14 protein-coding genes are annotated in these 21570 nt (G+C 48.5%); 5 read left to right on the top strand and 9 right to left on the bottom strand.

The annotated features are described in order from the left end of the window. The first annotated feature begins 204 nt into the window (after positions 1 to 204). Both MHB43_RS03055 and MHB43_RS03050 read left to right on the top strand, forming a co-directional pair. Positions 205 to 1212 carry a BMP family protein gene (locus MHB43_RS03055; RefSeq protein WP_221823701.1) on the top strand — a complete coding sequence of 336 codons (1008 nt, stop codon included), beginning with the start codon at positions 205 to 207 and terminating at the stop codon, positions 1210 to 1212. A 26-nt stretch (positions 1213 to 1238) separates the two neighbouring features. Beyond that, a complete protein-coding gene (locus MHB43_RS03050) occupies positions 1239 to 2891 on the top strand; it encodes a methyl-accepting chemotaxis protein (RefSeq protein ID WP_221823703.1) in 1653 nt (550 codons plus the stop codon). A gap of 521 nt (positions 2892 to 3412) precedes the next feature. Here the strand turns inward: MHB43_RS03050 and MHB43_RS03045 are convergent. From MHB43_RS03045 to MHB43_RS03035, 3 genes are all read right to left on the bottom strand, one after another. Further along, a complete protein-coding gene (locus tag MHB43_RS03045; protein ID WP_221823705.1) occupies positions 3413 to 5092 on the bottom strand; it encodes an NAD(P)H-hydrate dehydratase in 1680 nt (559 codons plus the stop codon). A 202-nt stretch (positions 5093 to 5294) separates the two neighbouring features. After that, on the bottom strand, positions 5295 to 5927 hold the full coding sequence (locus tag MHB43_RS03040) for an NAD(P)H-binding protein (protein ID WP_339181564.1): 633 nt from the start codon (positions 5925 to 5927) through the stop codon (positions 5295 to 5297). A gap of 319 nt (positions 5928 to 6246) precedes the next feature. Continuing rightward, a complete protein-coding gene (locus MHB43_RS03035) occupies positions 6247 to 6675 on the bottom strand; it encodes a GNAT family N-acetyltransferase (RefSeq protein ID WP_237177682.1) in 429 nt (142 codons plus the stop codon). A gap of 111 nt (positions 6676 to 6786) precedes the next feature. Between MHB43_RS03035 and MHB43_RS03030 the strand changes: the two genes are divergently transcribed. Continuing rightward, on the top strand, positions 6787 to 7674 hold the full coding sequence (locus MHB43_RS03030; protein ID WP_405131300.1) for a hypothetical protein: 888 nt from the start codon (positions 6787 to 6789) through the stop codon (positions 7672 to 7674). Positions 7675 to 8399: 725 nt separating this feature from the next. Here the strand turns inward: MHB43_RS03030 and MHB43_RS03025 are convergent. After that, positions 8400 to 11111, bottom strand: coding sequence for an S-layer homology domain-containing protein (locus MHB43_RS03025; RefSeq protein ID WP_339181560.1), 2712 nt, complete (start codon positions 11109 to 11111; stop codon positions 8400 to 8402). Between the two features lie 364 nt (positions 11112 to 11475). Here MHB43_RS03025 and MHB43_RS03020 point away from each other — a divergent pair, with 364 nt between their 5' ends. Together MHB43_RS03020 and MHB43_RS03015 are read left to right on the top strand one after the other, a co-directional pair. After that, on the top strand, positions 11476 to 13797 hold the full coding sequence (locus MHB43_RS03020; RefSeq protein ID WP_405131299.1) for a helix-turn-helix domain-containing protein: 2322 nt from the start codon (positions 11476 to 11478) through the stop codon (positions 13795 to 13797). A gap of 314 nt (positions 13798 to 14111) precedes the next feature. Then, on the top strand, positions 14112 to 15680 hold the full coding sequence (locus MHB43_RS03015) for an extracellular solute-binding protein (RefSeq protein WP_405131298.1): 1569 nt from the start codon (positions 14112 to 14114) through the stop codon (positions 15678 to 15680). 66 nt (positions 15681 to 15746) lie between these two features. On the opposite strand, the gene MHB43_RS03010 is transcribed toward MHB43_RS03015, so the two are convergent. The 5 genes from MHB43_RS03010 to MHB43_RS02990 form a co-directional block, all read right to left on the bottom strand. Next, positions 15747 to 15986, bottom strand: coding sequence for a YezD family protein (locus MHB43_RS03010; RefSeq protein ID WP_036607453.1), 240 nt, complete (start codon positions 15984 to 15986; stop codon positions 15747 to 15749). Between the two features lie 156 nt (positions 15987 to 16142). After that, positions 16143 to 17018: a sulfate ABC transporter permease subunit CysW gene (gene cysW / locus MHB43_RS03005; protein WP_036607456.1), complete on the bottom strand. Its 876-nt coding sequence runs from the start codon at positions 17016 to 17018 to the stop codon at positions 16143 to 16145. 67 nt (positions 17019 to 17085) lie between these two features. Continuing rightward, positions 17086 to 17922 (bottom strand): sulfate ABC transporter permease subunit CysT, encoded by an 837-nt coding sequence (cysT, locus tag MHB43_RS03000; protein ID WP_017690928.1) that lies wholly within the window; start codon positions 17920 to 17922, stop codon positions 17086 to 17088. An 87-nt stretch (positions 17923 to 18009) separates the two neighbouring features. Further along, positions 18010 to 19089, bottom strand: coding sequence for a sulfate ABC transporter substrate-binding protein (locus MHB43_RS02995; protein WP_405131297.1), 1080 nt, complete (start codon positions 19087 to 19089; stop codon positions 18010 to 18012). 483 nt (positions 19090 to 19572) lie between these two features. Continuing rightward, entirely contained in the window at positions 19573 to 21450 is a 1878-nt protein-coding gene (locus MHB43_RS02990; protein ID WP_405131296.1) for a rhamnogalacturonan lyase, read from the bottom strand. Positions 21451 to 21570 lie beyond the last annotated feature (120 nt).

Below are 21570 nucleotides of genomic sequence, written 5' to 3'. Positions count from 1 at the left end.
GAAATGTAAAAATAATGTGTAATTCATGAAAAATATTTATTTTTTCGTAAATTTTCACTACATATCATAAATCACAGTGCCTTTCTGACCGATATAGATAAAGGGAAATCCTCACCATACGTGTCATCATGTATACGTCATTCCCTGGAGCTAAGGAACCATGCAAAACAGAAAAATGCGACTACAGAAATGAGGGTACCACATATGAAAACAAACAAGAACAGACGCGCAGGTCTAGGTCTCACCCTAATGTTGATCCTGACGGTACTGATCCTGGGGGCATGTTCGGCCAATAATACAACAACGGCAACAGACACAAGAACGAAGGTTGGAATCGTGCTTACGGAAGTGGGTCTGGGTGACCGTTCTTTTAATGATGCTGCTTTTGATGGACTGGTTCAGGCCAGAAATGAGAAAAGCATTGTCTTTGACTATCGTGAACCAGGCGAGAATGCCGAAGTTGCATTTGAAGAGTTTGCGGAAGCCAAATTTGATCTGGTTATCGGCCTGAGTGATGTTGTCCAAGCGGATATGGAGAAAGTTGCAGCCAAATATCCTGACCAGCAGTTCCTCATGATTGACAGTCAGTCCGAACTGCCTAACATCGCCTCCATTTCATTCCGGGCGGAAGAAGGAAGTTATCTGGCAGGCGTTATTGCTGCTATGGCTTCAACGGAAGATCATGTTGGCTTCATTGGTGGAATGGAGATACCTGTCCTTCGTAATTTCGAGCAGGGTTTTAAACAAGGTGTTCTGGCTGTCAAGCCGGATGCAACCGTTGATGCCGTCTACGCAGGGGACTTCGGTGATGCTGATCTCGGTGAACAACTGGCTGCACAGATGATTCAGGAGAAGGGCGCTGACGTGATCTACGTTGCTGCCGGTCTCACAGGCGTAGGCGCACTGACGGAGATTCAGAAATTAGGGAAATACGCCATCGGTGTAGATACCGATCAATTCTTTTTGGCGGAAAAAGCCATTCTTACGTCCATGCTGAAAAATGTGGATGTCTCTATCTATAATGCCGTTAACACGTTTGTTCAAAACAATCATACCTTCCCTCAAAAGGAAATCGTGGAGGGGCTGGCGGAGAACGCCGTGGGTCTGACTGCTCTACATAATATCACGCTCAGTGATGAACAACAGCAAACCTTCGAAGATCTGAAGGCAAAGATCTCTTCCGGTCAAATCAAAATTAAGCTTGATCAATAACCCATCGGATACGAGGAGGTACGCTCATGAAACTACAGGGAAAACTGATATTTAATGCTCTAATTTCACTGCTTCTATGCCTTGTGCTAGTGGCTTATATCATCATGCAATTGCTCGGCATGAATGCCAAAAATCAAAATCTGGTACCCGCCATGCTCAAGGTGAGTGAACTGAATGCCAATCAGATTCAGACCCAGCAGGCGCTGGATGTCTACTCATTCTCCATGACAGCAGGAAACCAGGACGCCGTACTTCGCTTGCTGGATGAAGGCCAAACGATGATTCAGGAGCTTACGGACGGATTGCTCGAAACAGATCAGCAGTTACAACTTATTCAGTCCATCGAGACAAAATTAGAAGCTCTCAACCAGGGAGCCACAGAAGCGATGAGCAAGATGAACAGTGCGGAAGCAAAACGTTACAGCACTCGGGTTCGGGGCATACAGAATGATATCTATTCGTTAGATGAGATGACTCGGGATCGTTATGATCAATATACGGTTGATTTGGAACATGACATTCAGCAAACGTGGCAAGCCGCTCTGGCAGGAGCCATCGTATTGCTCGTCGCCGTAATGCTGTTTAATATGTATACTTCACGTCAGATCGCCAAACGTATTCGAACACTCAAAGACGCCGCTGGACAAATTGCGGACGGTGACCTGACCGGACAATTACCGGAAGCTCGGGGCAAAGATGAACTCGATGACCTGAGTCGCTCCTTCGGTATCATGACTCATAATATTCGTGGCATTATTCAGTCGATTGGTGAAGCGGGTCAGCGGGTCGATCTGATGGCACAAGATATTGACCGCGGTAATGATACAGCCCAAGCGATCGTACAGCAAGTATCCCGCACCACGGAGGAACTCTCGATTGGCAGTCAAAAGATTGCCGAGGATCTGAGTGAAACGGTGATGGTTGTGGACAAAATGCAGTCTACTTTCAATAGCAATCTGGAGGCCACTTCCCAATCGGTGATCGATGGTCGTGAAGTATTAACTACCGTTGAGGAAGGTAATAAGGCTGTAGCAGAGCAACTCCGCCTGGCCGAAGTGAATCGCATGGCGATGTCCGAGGTGGAACAAACGGTGCGGGAACTGGAAGAAAGCGCGGTTCGAATCACTACGATGACGGCATATGTATCGGAGATTGCCAAACAAACGACCATGCTCTCGTTAAATGCCTCCATAGAGGCTGCTCGCGCTGGAGAAGCCGGACGTGGCTTCGCTGTTGTTGCCGGCGAGGTGAACAAACTCGCCGAACAATCTGCGCAATCGGTCAAACATATCTATGCGGCTGTGGGCGAAATCACAACCTCCATGGACAAGGTGAAGAACTCTGTAGCACAGAGCATGCAGCTATTCGGCGAACAGGAACAAGCCACAAGCCAGACTCGTGAATCCTTCTCCGCCATTCGTGGAAGTGTGGAACGGATTAGTACCGGCATCCATCAGCTTGCTGAGGACATGCAACACTCCAATGAACTCAGTACACAGGTGCAACAGGCCATCGAAAATATCAGTGCCATCACCCAGCAGTCAGCTGCCAGCAGTGAAGAGATTACCGCCTCCACGTCGGAACAACAACGTTCCTTCGCTGATGCAAGTATCAAGGTGAAGTCATTGCGTGATATCAGCGCAGAGATGCATCAGGAGCTGCTGCGATTCCGGTTGTAATCAAGATGTCGGGAGAATTCGGACCGGGCGTAGTTCGGATGTCGTTTAGATGCAGGTTAGATGCAGATTATAGGCAAGTTATGGGCAGGTTATAAGCAAGCCAGGATCAGGTAGCGTGAACATACAAACATAAAAACAAATAAAGGGGAGTCTCCGTCATGGATCATGACAGGGCTCCCCTTTTCAATAGCTAATCGCTGTTTCATCTAATCATCGTTCCCATGGCACGCGCAAGACGGTAAGCAGACACGAAAGTTGATAACAAGGTATCAGCGTTTCAGATCCAAACGTTTAACAAACTGAGCAAACCTTATTGGGCCACTCATTGCAGATTCTAAAAACTAACGAATCTCAGGCATTCTATTCCCTAATTCAGCCTGGTTTTACAGGTATATTCTCTGAAATACACAGAAATAACGTGGATAAGGTTCGTTAGCTTTTGCTCCTCCATGTATACCGTGGCATAAGGTGTGTAAGATTCGTTAGAGCACTGACGAGCTTGTCCCACACCTGCCCCATCCTCACAGTGCGTCGATGATGTCTCCGGCCAGTAGAGACGACGGGTCACCGCGCAGCAGGGCTGCGCGTTCGGCGGCCTGTCCGTGGAGATATACGCCGAACGCGGCGGCTTGCTCCGCGCTGAGCCCTTGGGCAAGCAGACCGGCGATGATGCCGGTCAATACGTCTCCGGCACCGCCAGTTGCCATGCCGGCGTGCCCGGTGGTGTTGATGTACGCCTCGCCGGTTGGCGTTGCGATGACCGTTCGTGCTCCCTTGAGCACAAGGGTCACGCCCTGCTCGCGGGCGTATTTTGCAGCGTGTCCAATGCGGTCACGCTGCACTTCCTGGGTCGACATGCCCAGCAGTCGGCCCATCTCGCCAGGGTGCGGCGTCAGGATTGTCGCCGCACTTCGCTGGCCCCAGTCGCGAGGCCCCTCTGGGCCAGCGTCTGCCAGCATGTTGAGGGCGTCCGCGTCGATGATCAGCGGACGATCCGTATGTTGCCACAGACGGCGCAGCCATTCTGTGTCGCCCTGGAAGCGGCCAAGGCCGGGGCCGGTCGCGAGCACGTCGCGGCTCTCCGCGAGACGCAGCACGGCGTCGGCGGAAGCCGCGTTCCATTCGCCGCTGTCGCCATCGGCGGCGGCAGCGAGCATGAGCTCGGGTACGGTGCCGATGACATGCGGCAGCAGTGCCGCGGGCAGCGCCCATGTGGCGAGCCCGCAGCCTGCGCGCAGCGCGGCTTTGGCCGAGAGCAGGCCAGCGCCGCTCATCGGCAATCTTCCTGCGGCCAGCAACACGTGGCCGTAGGTGCCCTTGTGGCCGTCCGGTGCCCGGAGACGGCCTGTATCCACGCGCAGCGCACCGCGCAGCACCTCGTCCGTCAGCAGACGGACCGAGGGGCCATGCTCTGGCGCAAGCCGCGCGGGAATGCCGATGGCGCTCACCACGATGCGCCCCGCGGCAGAAGCACCCGGGTACTGCACCAGCCCACGCTTAAGCAGCGCGAGGCATACGGTCACCCGGGCTTGAATGCAGGGCTCGTACACCTCTCCGGTGTCGGCGTCCAGCCCGCTTGGCACATCGGCGGACACGACCGGCTTGCCGCTGTCGTTCGCCGCCTCGATCAGCGCCGCGTAAGCTCCCCGCGGCGCTCCCTTCGAGCCGGTGCCCAACAGCGCATCCACGATGCCTGTGCACCGGCTGAAGTCCACGGCTTCGCGCCCGTGGACAAGAGCAGGGATGCCAAGCTTCGCGGCGGCATCCCGTTGCATTGCGGCTTCGCCCCGCAGTGCATCAGGAGCATCGGCGTAGACCAATGTCACGCCAAGCCCCGCTTCAACCAAATGGCGCGCGGCCACCAGCCCATCGCCGCCATTATTGCCCTTGCCGATCAGCATGTACCACTGCTGATCTCCCGGGCGCTCCATCACCAGCGCCGGATCGGCGATGATGTCGCCACCATACCCTTGCCGATCACCGGGCCCGGTGTGTGCCCGCCTCGCATCTGTCTTGCTGTTATAGCCAAGCCTTACTGAATCCGCAAGCCTGCCTTCTGCCTGCCCTTCCCGGCACAGCTTGATCACTTCCTCAGCAATGGCTCGTCCTGCATTCTCCATCAGACTTGCTGCCGGAATACCGAGCTGATGAATGGTATGCTCGTCCACAGCTCTCATCTGTTCAGCGGTTACGATAAACAACGTTCATCCCTCCCCGTGACAAGCTCATCTCATACCTAAAAGCAACAACTTCACACTAAACGCTGCATCCTATATTTGTATCTCTATCTTTCCCTTAACCTCATATAGTTACCACGATGCGCTCCATGCATCATTGGAAGCTCTATTAATCCCGTGTACGAGACCTTCAGATTAAATCATCCATTCCAAAGCATGTCTACGCTTAATAACCTACCGTAAACCGAGCTTGGATAAATTGCGGATCGTCCAGTTCATCCACCAAAGCCGCTGCAAAATCACCAACCGAAATCGAGCTTTCCCCGATATCATCCGTAATCACACGGTTCATGCCAACCCGGAATTGGCCTGTCCGACGTCCTGTTGTGATTGTCGCAGCAGGGCTCATGTAGGTCCAGTGAATACCTGATGCTTCAATCAGGTCATAGGCTTCTGCATGTGCTTTTGCCAGTGGTTTGACTTCTTCCGGGAATCCCGGCGTATCCATCAGCATATCACCGGATTCGGTTAGCAAACTTCCCGCTCCACCAACCACAACCAGCCGTCCTGCTTTTGCACGGCGCACACCTTCAATTAATGAGCGTGTGATTTCCAGCATTTCTTCTTCTTCTCCAAACTTCGGTCCATACGCACTCACAACCACTTCTTGACCCGCTGCAAAATCTGCCACCTGATCCGGGTTAAGCAGATCTCCCTGTTCTACACGCAAACGCTCATGAACCATCTCAATCTTCGACGGATCACGCACCACCGCTGTCACTTCATGCCCACGATCCATCAGCTCCCACAGTATCGTCTTGCCAATCGCTCCGGTTGCTCCAAAAATGGTTACTTTCATATGAATTCCCTCTTTTCTGTAGATATCATCTCATCAACTTACCGTTATTTTAATACTTAATCCTATTGTTATATACCTTAAACGGCTCACGCCATCTTAAACCGGATGTGAACAACTTGTAAACCTATCTCTTACAGCTTATATGTAGAAAAATAATCTTTACTTCAACTAGCGGAAGAAGCACCGACACTCTTAAGTATCCCCTCTCTCCGCCAGCACTCAACACGAATCATGAAAAAAGCCGCTAAATGCGGCTATACTAAGATAATTTCATACGACCTAAGTCTATTCTTATCTTAAAATTTCAGTTTTCATTCCGCTAGGTAGTCGGTCCTTCTTCTCCCTGCCTCCACCACATACCCTCCGATTTTGGGCTGGTGTATTCAAATCCAAATTGAGCATACAGGCGATCAGCCGGAACATCCGCCAGCAGACTGACCAGACCACGGGCAGGTACTGCTTCACGCAGATAATTCATAATCTCGCTCATGATCAGTCTTCCATACCCCATTCCCTGAACATCCGGGTGTACAGCAATATCGACGACCTGAAAGAAACAACCTCCATCTCCAATCACTCGCCCCATGCCTATCAGCATATCCTCTTCACGCAGACATACGGCAAACAGGCTATTCGGTAATCCAATCTCCGCCCCTTCCCTGCTCATTGCACTAAGGCCGGCAATCTGCCGCAAGGCAAGATACTCCACCGCTGCGGGTGGTGTGTGTTCAATATTCACATGATCCATGAATTGTGCCCCTTTCTGCTTGAATTCATCTACTTCCTGTGTAATAGTGAGAGAAAGCTTACGTGAAGCGTGTTTCATGATACGTGAAGTTGGTGCAAAGGAGGAACAAGTGTGTTTCAACGTTGGATTGAAGATCTAACATCGCGCCCAGGCGCCGTGGCTATGCTGTTTGGAGTCATGGCTTTGCTTCTAGGGATATACATATGGTCTGCCACTGAAGTTCGCCGCAGCCACGAAAGGCGAATGAGAAGGATACGAGATACATTATACATAAGTACAGCCCTCTTGGGACAACTTACCATCCAGGAAAATCGGAATTATGAACGATCAGAACACGAACATAATGATCTGATAACAGCCATGTTAGCCTGCAAAGCTGCATCTTACCTGTCCCCTCAGCTACAGGACCAGATCCGTGACTGTATTAAGGATCATGACCCTGCCAGACTCGGACTGATGCACAGAGCACTGGAACGGGAATGCACCGTATTATCGGATGAACTCAGCCGGGATACACATGCAGATCATTGGGGCACAGCGGTCTGGACCATCCTTCGGCCCATAGCCGAACCAGCTGCACTGGCGGCCACAGGGTTTCTGATTACAGATCTGGTATTTCGTCAGCGGATGTTGGACGTCTCTGTAGACTCATGGGACAGCATCTTGCCATGGATTCGCGCGATTTCCCTAATGATAACCATAATATATGGTTATCTGCTCTGGGCCAGCCCACGCCGGGATAGGCCACGTACAGTAACCAAAATGCTCTCCTTACTGATCGCACTATGCTCCTTGCTCCATCTGATTGGACCTGCTGCTGCGCCCTACGCCCTTGCATTACAGCTGATTATATTCACTTCGGGTTTCGGGTTGACTGGGACACGCTCTCGAAGTGATCGCCCCTACGCAGGACATACGGATCTGGAACCAACGAAGCAAGTCTCTGCGGAACTGGAAGGAAATACACGTCGTACATCTGGTACCAACACCGACGAATAACCTACGCATCCAGCCGCTTCCTTATGATTAAACTTAGATACCCACCTCGATGATACGAGACTCGGCCCTCCCTCGGCTGGATTTTCACAGATCAGGTCGTGTCTCCTTACTCGGGATGCTATACGAGGATGGATGTCAGTGTCCCAAAATTATCGAGCTCCCGTCAGGCTGTTCCTATTGAGTAACCAGTCGATTTTCTAAGGAACACAGGACGTCTTATATTACCTCTACAGCCTCTTTCAAAATTGTAAAGAACCTCAGACACGTTATTTCCCAAAATCGCTCGATAAAAACGCTCTAAAACGCCGTACATTTCGATATAACGTGCCTCAGATTCGTTAGCGCTCAATCCCTGCTCATGCTCTGTTCCAAGCGCGACTGAGAGGACAACCCCTGCCCCTCTCGTACAAAGCGAAAATTTTCATTGGTAGAGGAAAATAGGAGAATCGCCTTTGCGACATCCTGATCGCTAGCTCGTACATTCAGTATTTAGCGCTTGCCTACTCCGGACACTTTCAGATACACTTCGGCTTTCAGGACGTATTGAAAACATCCCCTATATCCAACGTATCTGTACGCAAAAAGGGCTGAAACTACATTGTAGTTTCAGCCCTTTTCTATATTACTAATTTTGTCTTGCGAAGAATGATCGGAAGGTTATTCTGTCATCGAAGTGGCATGTGTAACATACTTTAGTCACTTTATATCATGGATAATTACTTCACTTATTTGGCTACAACATGTGCAATGACGCGGCCCTTTTCGTACGTGACAGTCACGTCATAACCATCTGCCGTTACACTGTCGAATTCACCTGTGATTCCATTAGCCGTGATTAACGTAATATCTTTGGAACCTTCAATCTTATGCTTGGACAAGTCGAGTTTGAGACTTCCTCCATCAATATAGAGCTTTCTGCCGACATTCAGCTGACTGTTGTTATCAGTCACTACCAATTCCAACGTACCGTTATCCATGGTAAAGTTTCTATTTAAGTTGAGTGCGCCGTCGACATCAACGACAACTGTTCCATTTTCTACATACAGATCACCTGTACCAAAAGCAGTTTCAGATTCGGCTACCAGCGTTCCTGCTTGCAGTAAGGTTCCGCTAGTGTAGCTATTTTTCCCTGTCAATGTAAGGGTGCCTGTTCCTTTTTTCGTAAGCATTCCACTACCGGTAATGTCATTTCTCCACCAGTCTTGTGCATTAAAGCGCTCTTTGGAAGCGTCCATATCCACAGTTACATTGTTCAAGAATGCACCGTATCCATCCGCAGCCGTGACCAGATCAATTCTACCCCAGCCCTTGGATTCATCCAGTACAGGATATCCAGAGTCAATGGATGTTGTATACAACACTTGTCTGCGTTGCTCATCTGTTAAATACGGTTGACGCGTTTCCAACAGGACTTCTGCTCCTTGCGGTACAACTGGAGCCAAACCTTTGGTTCCGGTTTGTGGTAGACCGTAAGTCATCTTTTCTCTATAGAAGGCTTTATTGGCATCATGATCTTCCCATTTGTGTTCATCATAAGCACTCTTGAACGTGTAATCCTCAGTTACGGTGTGTGCATACTCATACAGACTCATATTTTTTTCCTTGGCTGCAGCTCCAAATACTTCTCCGGCATTCTCATAACCTTTCTCTAACACATCTTTGTTCTCAGCCTGATTAAGTGCATATGCAGCCATGGCTGTGGATTGTATTCTTCCTCCTATAACATCAAGCGGCGAGTGCATCCCCGTTACGACTCGATTCTCTCCCAACTGAGCTGCTCTCGTTAACAATTCAGCAAATCGTTCTGGTGTAGCGTATGCCAAAGGAAATACGGATAAGTAAGCTGCACTGGTATGTCCGCTCGGAAATCCGCCATCTTTTCCTCTTCCATCCTCAGCGATTCGTTTGACATAACTTAAGGCAGGAATAAGCTTAACGTTGGTTTCGTATTGCTGGTAATGTTTTTCTCCTGTTGATTTGGTGCCGCCTGAAGCCAAAGGTACTTCTTTTTTCTCACCTTCGCCCATGGTTTCCCATACAGGCAATCCTTTGCTGTCAACAACTTCTTTCACTTCTCCATTGGAATTCATTCTCCACGGTCTAGGGGAAGAGTAGAAATATTTAGAGGGATTAGATGAGGCAGGAATTTTGAATCGAACCAGATCAACCAAATGAACCAAGTCTGAAAGCTCCGTTTTTTCATCCCAATCTCCAATACCTTGGCTTTCATCTTCCACTGTTTCTTCGGTCAATACCACATTCATCTCGTCCACCGTTCGTTCAACGTTTGTCTTTGGCTTGATGATATCTACATACGTGTTAGCCAACGGACCAAAGCCCTCCATCACGCTATAGATCTTATCTCTTTGGTCATCATAGTAGGCTGCCAAAGCCTCTTCACCCGTGCGGTTTTGCGTGACCTTTTCGACATATTTGATATTGGCTTCCCAAGTCGCTTTGTTTCGGATCTCTTCATTTGCATATGTTTTCTGATCAGCGACGGCTACGGTTGGGTCATTTTTAAATCCGTCATAATAAGGGGACGGTCCATCTCCATACTTTGCATTTTTTCCGTCAGCTCCAATTTTGGTTGCCGCTGTTCCATCTCGCCAATCCGCTTGGTTCATGGACCACACTTGATCAAAACCGTCCAAAATATCAATAAACGGATTGGTTTCCGCAATATTTTTCAAGGTGTCGTCTCCAGCATTGGCTCCGTGCTTCACGGCGGACAACCGAGCTTCATCTGCTGGGGGGTTAACATTCAGCACGGTTGCCGTTCCTTTTGGCTTAGCTGGTTTGGCAGCTGTAGTAGCATCTGCTTCCACAGCCTTAACGAGCGCAGACACCGCTTCCGCACGAGTAATGGAATTAAGCGGTTTGAAGCTTCCATCTGCATAACCAGCGACAATTTTCGCTGCTGCCGCTCCACCTACTGCTCCCTTGCTCCACGCCGCAATAGACGATGAATCGCTAAATACATTCGCTGCTGTTTCATTTGACTCCAAGTTCAAAATGCCAGCGATCACTTTAGCTGCTTCTTGACGGGTAATCGGATCTTGCGGCTTCATTGTGCCATCGGTGTAACCATCTATATATCCATTCGCATTTGCAATAGAAATTGCTTCGTAATACCATGCACTCTCAGACACATCGTTAAAGGTAATTTTAGCTTGTCCGGAATATCCAAAAGCACCGTTTACCAAATTCATAAATTCTGCTCTGGTAATATACGTGTTCGGTTTGAATGAATGATCCAGGTAACCTCGAATTAATCCTTCATCACCCCATGCTTGGATATTTGCTTCCGCCCAGTGTCCCTTAATATCAGAGAACTGAATCTTCTGATCGGCTGCAAAACTCTTCTCTGCAAATGTCGGACCTACCATAGACAACATTAGAAGTAATGCCAGTGACTTTTTAAGTGGTTTTCTCATGGCTTGCAAATACACGCTCCCGTTATGGTAAATTATTTTTTTGCTTCTGCATCTGCAAATGAGTAAGAAAGACTCTATACAGATGTCTGATCTGCCGTTACTGTAGCATTAGGGAGCGTTTCGCATCTATAGAACAAATTCCGTTTTATATCAAAATCGTACGTTCCGGAGCTTATATGCCAAGAAAAATGGAGTTAGATACTACATTTATCAATTAAAACACCTACTTTTGTAAACGCTTTATTAACTGAAAGTAAATTATGGAGTGGGAGTTTGTTAAATTTCGATCAACATGATTTCTAGTCCTCGGCCTGCTATATAATGATGAAGTTGTTTAGAAACGAGAAACGAAGGGGGAAAAAGAATGCATAAGCCATTTCAATCTGTGAGATCCAAAATGGTTCTTTCCTACCTTGCTGTCGTTCTTGTCATTGCGCTTCTTTTCGGCTCCATTCTATACCTCTTCTTCTCTCATCAATACAGCAAAGAGATTCGAATCAATAATCAACTTTCGCTGAAAAGCACCGTCAATACTATTGAGAGCTCCGTGATCCAGAAGGTGAATCAGGTCTATCTGTCCCTGGCACTCGGTAACGCAGCAAGTATCGATTTAGATAGCTTAAAAGGAAACCATAGCAAAATCTTGGACATCGAACAGTCCCTCAAAAATATGGTGCAAAATTATTCGGATCTCATTGAAGCTATTCATGTGTACGATACGAGGAACCACTTCATCGTCTCATCTGTATATGGGCTATTGCTCTATGAGGACACGCCTTCGAGTGTGGATCATACGACGGATTGGATTGCTGCGATGAAAGAGACTCCAGAAAGCTCCTTATGGATGAAGACTCGCATGGTGCCTCAGGATGCTTATATCGAATCACGGGAACAGGGCAATATGAGTCATCTAATTTCCTATGTCCATAGTTACCCGTTTCAATCGTCTGGACAAGACAGTAAGGCCATGATTGCGATTGATATCAAAGAATCAGCGATTAGTCAGATCATTAAAAATATGATCCCTGCTGACTATGCAAATACATTAATCATCGATCAGGACGGAACCGTCATATCTGCCGCGGACAAAACGTTGATAGGCAGCTCCACGGAGGAGAATCTAACGCAGTCGCTCCTTGCCTATCATTCTTCAGATGAGAGCTTCGCACCTGTATTTAACTATGACTCTCATGTCGTTACCCAAGATCAATTTAAAGGAAATGCATGGAGAATATACACAACCACACCTAATGAAAGCTTCTATTATAAATTGGATAGCTTAAAAGAAATTTCGGTTTTTCTTGGCTTGTTGGCTGTCGCCGTTGGGATCGTGATGTCGTCCATCTTTACCAGGGCCAACTATAGTCCTCTTAAACGAATCATGAATAACATAAAGAGCCGGATGGATAGCCCAACCAGCTTAAAGCAAGACGAATATCGGTTCATCGATACAACGTTTAACAGTCTGTCCAATAAAGTTGATAGTCTTGAAGAAACCTTACAGGCCAATCACAGAATGATTAAGCATAGTATCATGCTCAATATGTTAAATAATCGATTTACACCCGAGGAACTTTCAGAACAGCTCCAGTCTGTTCACATTTCAATGGCTTACTCTCGCTTCCGTTGCATCGTCATTGACCCCGTCAATGAGAAGTGGAAGGATCTGCAGCCACGACAGTTGCAGCATACATTGTATACGATGATCCAGCAACTGGAGCTCACAGAAATGGATGGAACTCAACTGCTGGCAGAGGAATTGCAGGATCACAAAATAGCAGTAATCATCTGTACTAACCAACCCGAAGAACCGCTCTCTGATCACATTGTGGACTTTATTCACGCTGAGGCGAGCAGCAGATTTGGCCTGGAATTTGTACTATCGTTAGGCGGATGGGTAGAACACTTCACGAAGATTCACACAAGCTATCATCAGGCGAATACCCTGATTCGCTACAGCTACTTCTTTCCCGAGCAGTCTGCCATTCAGGATCTTGATCTTCTGAACAGGGAAGCCAGTAGTTTGGAGATCCCGGAGTCATACCTCGTAAACTTTGAAAAGAAATTGCAGACTCGGGATGTGCAAGGTACGGTTGAGGCCATTCAGGAATTGGTCGCGACAATAAAGGAAGGCCCCTATTCCGCCGAATACAGCCGTATCATATTATTAAAAACGGTATCTATTTACGCGGAGTGTATTAATCAGATGCGCCTGCAACCCGCCGAGGCGAGCTCATTGAATCTGTACAAGCAATTTTCATTGTTCTACAATATCAACCGCTATTCGGAATGGATGATTCATCTCGTTACCGAATTTGTGATGCAGATGGAGAAGCGCAGCGAGGTACGAAGTGTGGATACCATCTCGGCTGTCAAAGCCTATATTCACGAGCACTTATCGGGCGATCTCACGCTGGATCATGTCTCAGAGCAAGTATTCATCAGCCCTAAATATCTCAGTAAACTTTTCAAGGAAGAAACCGGGATTGTTTATTCCGAATATGTTACGAATCAGAGAATGGAACGCGCACGGGAACTCATGACACAACGCGAAATTACAGTTGAGCAGGTCGCAAGTTCGGTCGGTTACCGTACCCCTGCTTATTTCATTAAGAAGTTCAAAGAAATTCACGGCTGTACACCAAAAAACTTCATGCGCAGTCTAATGGAACAGGGATCTATATAGGTTCAGTTTAACATTTACACAATAACGGAGAGGACAGAAAAAACCTGAAGAAGCGAAGCGTGCGCCTTTATTCCCGGATTTCCCCCTTTAGAAAGGGATCAAAAGAAATCTGGGAATAACAGCGATCGGAAGGTTGTTCTGTCATTGGAGTGTCCGTGTAAATACTCTTTAATTGAACTTATATAGAATTTAAAATTAAGAAAGGAGCTGCTATGAACCTTAACCTGTCAAGAAAGCTATGTCTATTGATTGCTACATCTATTCTTATAGGATTGATGAACGGTTGTACCTTTCTAAACAGGGAAGGATCACAAGTGCAACAGCAGGACCATTTGGAAAGTCCTGAGAAGGAGACAGTACCGCAATATACGATATCCTGGACCATGCATCAAAATATTGCTGTTCCTGAGGACGCGGAGATGATTGCATATATTGAGGATCAGTTTGATGTCGATCTGGAGGTGTGGAATCTTGAGAACAAGCGGTACGAGGAACTGCTGGACCTGGAGCTTGCTCAAGGGAAGATACCCGATCTGTTTCGAATCAGACAACCGCATGATCTGCTTAAATATCAAATGCAAGGGGTCTTAGCGGAAATCTCCCCGGAAGTCCTTGAACAATATGCGCCAAATATCGTGCAGCGAATTCGCGATTATGATTCACGTTATTTAGAGTATGGAAAAATAAACGGTGGCTTATATGGAATTCCGGCCATTAATCAGACCAATATCTATCGAACTCCTGTTGTATACCGAGAGGACTGGCTTAAGCAGCTTGGTCTGGAGGTTCCGAAGACATTAGATGAATTTGAAACGGTTATGTATGCTTTTGCCAAAGATGATCCGGACGGAAATGGTAAACAGGATACGTATGGCCTATCCAGAGAGGGCTTAAATGTCGTGTTTGGCGCTTTTGGACAGTCCGTTTTCACCGAGCAACTGTATTTTAATGAAAAAAACAACCAACTTGTGATCGGCGCTTTGGAGCCTGAGATGAAAAAAGCATTGGCTTATATGCAAAAATGGTATCGGGACGGGATTATCGACCCTGAGTTCATAACCGGTGAAAATAAAGGCGGCTATAAACATCTATCCCATGCTTTTATTAATGGAAAAATTGGGATGACCTCGATGGGCAACTATTATCATTGGAATCAAGAGGGAGACTACAGTGTCCTTAATGAACATGGCCAAGAAACTCCAGTGGGGGCCTCGTTTAATGTTAATGAGCTGTTACAGAAGAACGCAACTGCAGAGGTTGTATTTGGTTCTCCTGTTATTGGTCCTGATGGACATAGCGGTTCAAAAGGGAACAATCTGCTGATGAATTTTATTGCTATAGGTGCTGAGGCTGCGAAGGAGCCGGGAAAACTGGAGAAAATTCTGGAGATACTCGATTATGTAAGTGCCAACCCCGATCCGGAGGAGCAGATCAAAATGGAGTATGGCCTTCCAGGAAAACACTGGAATTGGAGCACTGAAGATTCAAACTCGTTCCATTTACTTTACCCATACAACAGAATGGAGAATTATATTAATAGGATCGGCTCAAGTATCGGCATGACGGTTCCAGGTACACCCTCGGATAAACGTGAACAGTGGGCTGCATCTGCAGGGTTGACGGAGAATGGTATCTATAATCGCCTGGAGGTTGCAACCCCTGCCCTGATTCAATATTCATCTGAATTGATTCGCATGAGAGACAGAGCGTACATCTCCATCATCACTGGCGATCAGCCTGTGGGGTATTTCGATACCTTTGTGGAAGAATTCATGGATGCAGGTGGACAACAGTTGCTGCTTGAAGCGAATCATTGGTATAAGGCATATGGAGACAAGTCGCGCACAATAGATAGGATGATTTGGAACATGCATTTCCCATGAGTTTCTGAAAAGTATACCTTTGTGTTCCTATGCACCCATCCTCGATTCCTGACGCCATGTCACTCGCTATCCCTTCGCACTCGCATTGGATCCGCGTAGTGAACGGGCTGAACTGCTTCGTGCCGTGCTTCCGGATTTGGAGGCGCTGCCTGAGGGAGTGTTCTCAAAACGCTTGCGTTCGGTCCGCTCCATCTGCACAATCTGACCTTCGTGCACCACGATATGCAATGAACCAAACTCCATGTCATTCAGCTGTCCGGCAATTCGGTCCAACCATACCTCATCCACTTTTAACGGCTTAGCCATAGAGCTGCCTCCTCTTCTCGGGCTATTGCCCGCCATATTCCTAAGAACGCTGTCAGCCAACGGATTTATAAATCATTCTTATCCAACCTATATACTTGGTTTATACATTAGCAGGGCTTCCAGTAGCTGTCAATCTGTATTTTCTTCTTCTCATAATCACTTTTCTGAAACGGCTTTGTGTCCAAGCCAGCTCTTGAGCAGCAACGTGGCAAGAGCCAGAATCAGGAGCAGTGAAGCTACGGCAAACGAAGCCGAGAATTGATATTCGTTATACAAAATCTCGACATGAAGTGGTAACGTATTGGTCTCTCCGCGGATATGCCCGGACACCACAGATACAGCTCCGAACTCGCCCATAGCACGGGCATTACACAGAATAATGCCGTACAGCAGTCCCCATTTAATGTTGGGCAAGGTTACACTCCAGAAGATTCGCCACCCGGAAGCCCCTAGTGTAACCGCCGCTTCCTCTTCCCGGGTTCCCTGGTCCTCCATGAGTGGAATCAGCTCCCTCGCTACGAAGGGGAAGGTAATAAACAGCGTTGCAATCACAATGCCTGGCAGCGCAAAAATGATTTTGATATCATGTTCGGACAGCCACGGCCCTAACCACCCATTCGAACCAAAGACCAATACAAAGATCAACCCGCCCACCACAGGCGAAATGGAAAAGGGAAGATCAATCAGGGTAATCATGAGTCCTTTGCCCTTGAACTGGAACTTGGTAATGACCCATGCGGCGGCCACACCAAATATCGTATTCAGCGGCACGGTAATCGCCGCAACCAATAACGTGAGTTTCAGTGCAGACATGGCATCCGGCTCGGTAAGAGCCGCGATGTACACACCCCAGCCCTGCTTCAACGCCTCCATGAGCACAATGGCCAGTGGTAAAATAAGGAGCCAGATGAGTACCAGGCTTGCCAGTCCAATCAACAACCATTTGACCCATGGAGCTTCCGTTGTTGCACGATTAGTTCCACGCCCGGTCTTTACGGGTGGAACAGGGCTCAGTGGGACGGAACCCGCCATATGCTGCACCTCCTTTGGTTTGGGTGAGTGACATCTGATTGTATCCATACTCCATCATGTTTCATCGTCATGCTCTGCCCGCCTTCCGGCTCCAGCGCTGCAAAGAATTAATGATCAACAGCAGGATAAAAGAAACAAGAAGTAGCAGCAAAGCTACAGCTGTAGCCCCTGCATAATCGAACTGCTCCAGCTTGGCCATGATCAGCAAGGGAGCAATCTCCGTTTTCATCGGCATATTGCCTGAGATAAATACAACCGAGCCATATTCGCCAATGCCCCGGGCAAATGCCAGAGCAAAACCCGTCAGCAGCGGTGGAATCAGATCCGGCAGCAGAATCGTGCGGAATATCCGCCATCTTCCTGCTCCAAGTGTGGCAGCCGCCTCTTCCACTTCTGCCTCCAGCTCCTCCAACACCGGTTGCACCGTGCGAACTACAAACGGAATTCCGATAAACATCAGCGCCAGCGTAATCCCGGCCTGTGAATAGGCGAGCTTGATGCCCAAAGGCTCTACAAACTGCCCAATCCAGCCATTGCCGGCATAGATCGCCGTAAGAGCAACCCCTGCTACCGCTGTCGGCAAGGCAAAAGGCAGATCAATGACCGCATCAAACAGCCTTTTGCCAGGGAATTCATACCGAACAAGCACCCATGCCAGGAGTAGTCCCAGTACGAGATCAATCAGTGCCGCTGCACCTGCGGTCAGGAAGCTGACCTGAAAGGAAGCCAGCACCCTGGGATTGGTCGCAACCTCAATCATGGTTGCCCACGTCAGCCCTGTGGAGTTAAACAACAGCGCAGCCAGTGGAATAAGTACAACCAGGCTCAGGTAGAACACACTGTAACCCATCGTTAATCCAAATCCCGGCAATGTGCGTCTCCGCGCCACCATCACCTTGCTCATGCACGTTCATCCTCTCTGCCTTCAGCCGGTAAGGCTGGTTGGCCGCTCACAGCGCGATTGATCGGTTGTTCATTGAACAGAGCAACCTTAGCTGCCTGGAACATAGATCTGGTCGAAGATACCACCGTCATTGAAATGTTTGGCCTGGGTATCCCGCCATGTACCGAATACATCTTTCAACGTGAACAGCTCAAGTGCCGGGAACTGATCTTTGAATTTTTCCTCCACGCTGTCCAGCGTTGGGCGGTAATAATTTTCAGCAGCAATTGTCTGTCCTTCTTCACTGTACAAATATTTCAGATAGGCATCCGCCACGTCGCGGCTTCCTTTTTTGTCTGCATTTTTGTCCACAATCGCAACCGGTGGTTCAGCCAAGATACTAACCGAAGGCACGACAATATCGAATTTGTCCGGGCCCAGCTCTTTTACGGATAAGAAAGCTTCATTCTCCCAGGCAAGCAGCACATCACCAATACCACGTTCAACAAACGTCGTCGTAGATCCGCGAGCACCCGAATCCAGTACAGGCGCATGTTTGAATAATTCTCCAACGAAAGCCTTCGCTTTCTCTTCATCATTGTTATTATGCTTAAGGGCATATCCCCATGCCGCCAGATAGTTCCAGCGCGCCCCCCCGGACGTTTTAGGATTTGGGGTGATGACTTGCGTATCCCCTTTGATCAGATCATCCCAGTCCTTGATGCCCTTTGGATTACCCTTACGTACAAGGAAGACAATCGTAGAGGTGTACGGAGAGCTGTTATGCTCGTATTTATCCTGCCAGCCTTCATTAATCAGACCTTTATCTTCAATCGCATCAATATCGTATCCCAATGCCAGTGTCACCACGTCCGCATCCAGTCCGTCAATAACAGAACGGCTCTGTTTGCCCGATCCCCCGTGGGATTGCTTGATGGTCACTTCCTGGCCTTTCTCTTTCAACCAATGCGCCGCAAACGCTTTGTTATATTGCTCATAGAGTTCCCGTGTTGGATCGTAGGAAACATTCAGCAGTTCGATGGCCTTGGCTCCTTCTGTGCCGCCTTCCGCTCCCCCTGATGTTCCTGCCGTACTGGACCCGCCGCTATCCGATCCGCATGCTGCCAGAACTCCTGTTAACACCAGTGCCAGACCAACCAGAATACCCTTGTGAATTCTCTTTTTCATTAAATACACTCCCCCGATATAGATCTGCATGACTACCTCAGGCCGGCTGAACAGGATGTAACGCCCCATATAAAAACAAGAAGACGGAGGAACCCCCGCGCACTTCTCCCCATAAAGTCATGCCAGCTTAATGCCGTGTATGCTTTCATCTGGAAAGGATGCGCTGCGGTGTTCCTCCGTCTATACGGTGAGAACGTTATTCTGTTCAGGTTGCATGGTTGCATCTGTCTGTAAAATGACCGTTTTCACAATGAAAACAGATTCATTTTTATTATTCCTACCTGTTTAGTAAGTTATATACGTATAATAAAGGCAGTCTATATACCTGTCAAACGTTTTTTCCGATTTTTACCGTATTTCTGGGCTATTGGCAAAAAAAAGAGGAACAACGAACCAGCGTCCGTTGTTCCCTTCAGTGAATCCCATACTTCGCTGGCTATTGTAATCCTAATCGGTAATGGACGGCCACACCTTGTCCATTCCTCATCTGCCCGCATACCGGATATTGGGTACCGGTGGTGTACTCATGCCTTCTCCCAGATAAAAACCAGTGTGTGGCGGTTGATTGTAGGCTACATTTTGCCAAGCGACGCCAAGTCGGTACACCGGATCATGCATCAGCGTATAGATGCGTTTGTCCGTGACTGCTGTTGTGGTATAGATCCGCAGTGCTAAGCTGTCATTCGTCCGCCATACCACTTCTTCTCTCCAGTCCCCGAACAGATCGGCCTGCAGATTCGGCGTAGACTTGGTTCCGTTATTGGAAGATACGCCGGAAGCGGTGAGCAGGTTCATCGTTGTGCTGTTAGTATAATTCCACTTGTCGATTCGGTTGCTGTCCAGCAGTTCACGAAGCAGATCCCCATCCCACCAGATCCCAAAATTCGTGGAGGACGGCAGGGTTGTCCCGAGTTTCTGCCCTTTGGCCGTATACAGACTGCCGTCTGCCCATACTTCAGCGCCTTTATATCTTGGATCAATATCGGCTGCCATGCCGCGTCCAATATCCTTCGTTGTTTTGACTCCCCAGATTAACTGGCCTGTACCTGCATCCCGGAACTCCACTCCGGCATTGGATGGCGTCTCATGAACCTGAAATACCTCAAGTCCAGGGCGGTCCGGGTCGAGGTCACTCAAATGCATGGCATCGCCATGATGAAGTCCTGTTGTGTACAATCCTTTGCCGTTGTCATCCACTGCCATGGCACCATAAACGATCTCGTCTTTCCCATCTCCATCTACGTCCGCCACACTCAGATTATGATTGCCCTGCCCGGCATAACCCGAGTTACCGGAGGTATTGGAATCAAACGTCCATTGTTTGGTCAGCTGTCCATTCCGCCAGTTATAAGCCACGAGCACTGTGCGGGTGTAGTACCCACGTGCCATGACCAGACTTGGGCGCTCTCCATCCAGATAAGCAATGGCGGCAAGGAATCGGTCCACCCGATTGCCGTAGTTATCCCCCCAACTGGATACATTGCCACGCGCCGGTTCGTAGTTCACCGTGGAGAGCGCTTTGCCAGTCTGTCCATTGAAGACCGTCAGGAATTCGGGACCAGACAACACATAACCGCTGGAATTGCGGTGATCCTTGCTTGCATCCCCGATGACCACACCAGTGCCATCCTTGGTGCCATCGGCTGTTTTCATCGCAACTTCGGCTTTGCCATCACCGTCGAGATCATAGACCATGAACTGGGTGTAGTGAGCGCCGGCACGGATATTTTTGCCCAGACTAATCCGCCAGAGGCGTGTTCCGTTTAATTTGTAGGCATCGATAAACACTTCTCCGGTATAACCGCTCTGGGAGTTATCCTTGGAGTTGGAAGGGTCCCACTTCACAATCAATTCATACTCACCATCACCATCCAGGTCACCTGCACTGGCATCGTTGGCACTGTAGGTGTAGGCTACTCCATCGGGCGTTGTCCCGCCTGCGGGTACACTGAGCGGTACAGATAGATAGTTATTGCCCCATACGCTTGCTGCCGCTGAAGCAGCCTGCTCCGTTCCACTGACGACAGCGCGAACCGTATATTTGGAACTGCTTGTCCCGCTTGCATCCTGAAGGTTGGTGCTGTTTGTTATGGGCGTAGCATTCACCTTGGTTCCATCCCGATAGACATTAAACGATACATTCGAGCCTTCCGTTCCCATAAGCCGCCAACTGACAAACACACCTGTCCCGGTCTTCACAGCCACCACACCGCGATCCAGATATTCCATCTGCCTCGGACCTGCTGCATGTGTTACCGGCGTGTTGCCAAGGCCAAGCGAAGTAATCAGTAACGCGGAACTCAGCAGGGATACTCCCGCTGTACGTAATGTGCGCTTCCACAATGATGATCGATTTCCCATAAACAATTGCCTCCCCAATTGTATTGGTAAGCCCGATGCCCTTGTAGCGCCATCTTTTTATGTAAGCGCTTTAATATATTCATTTTAAATTAAACATATAATTCCATCTATAGGTCTAAT

Origin of the sequence: Paenibacillus sp. FSL H8-0317 (assembly GCF_045040685.1) — a bacterium.
In the GTDB taxonomy this organism is placed as follows: Bacteria; Bacillota; Bacilli; order Paenibacillales; family Paenibacillaceae; genus Paenibacillus.
This window is presented reverse-complemented; position numbering and strand designations above follow the sequence as displayed.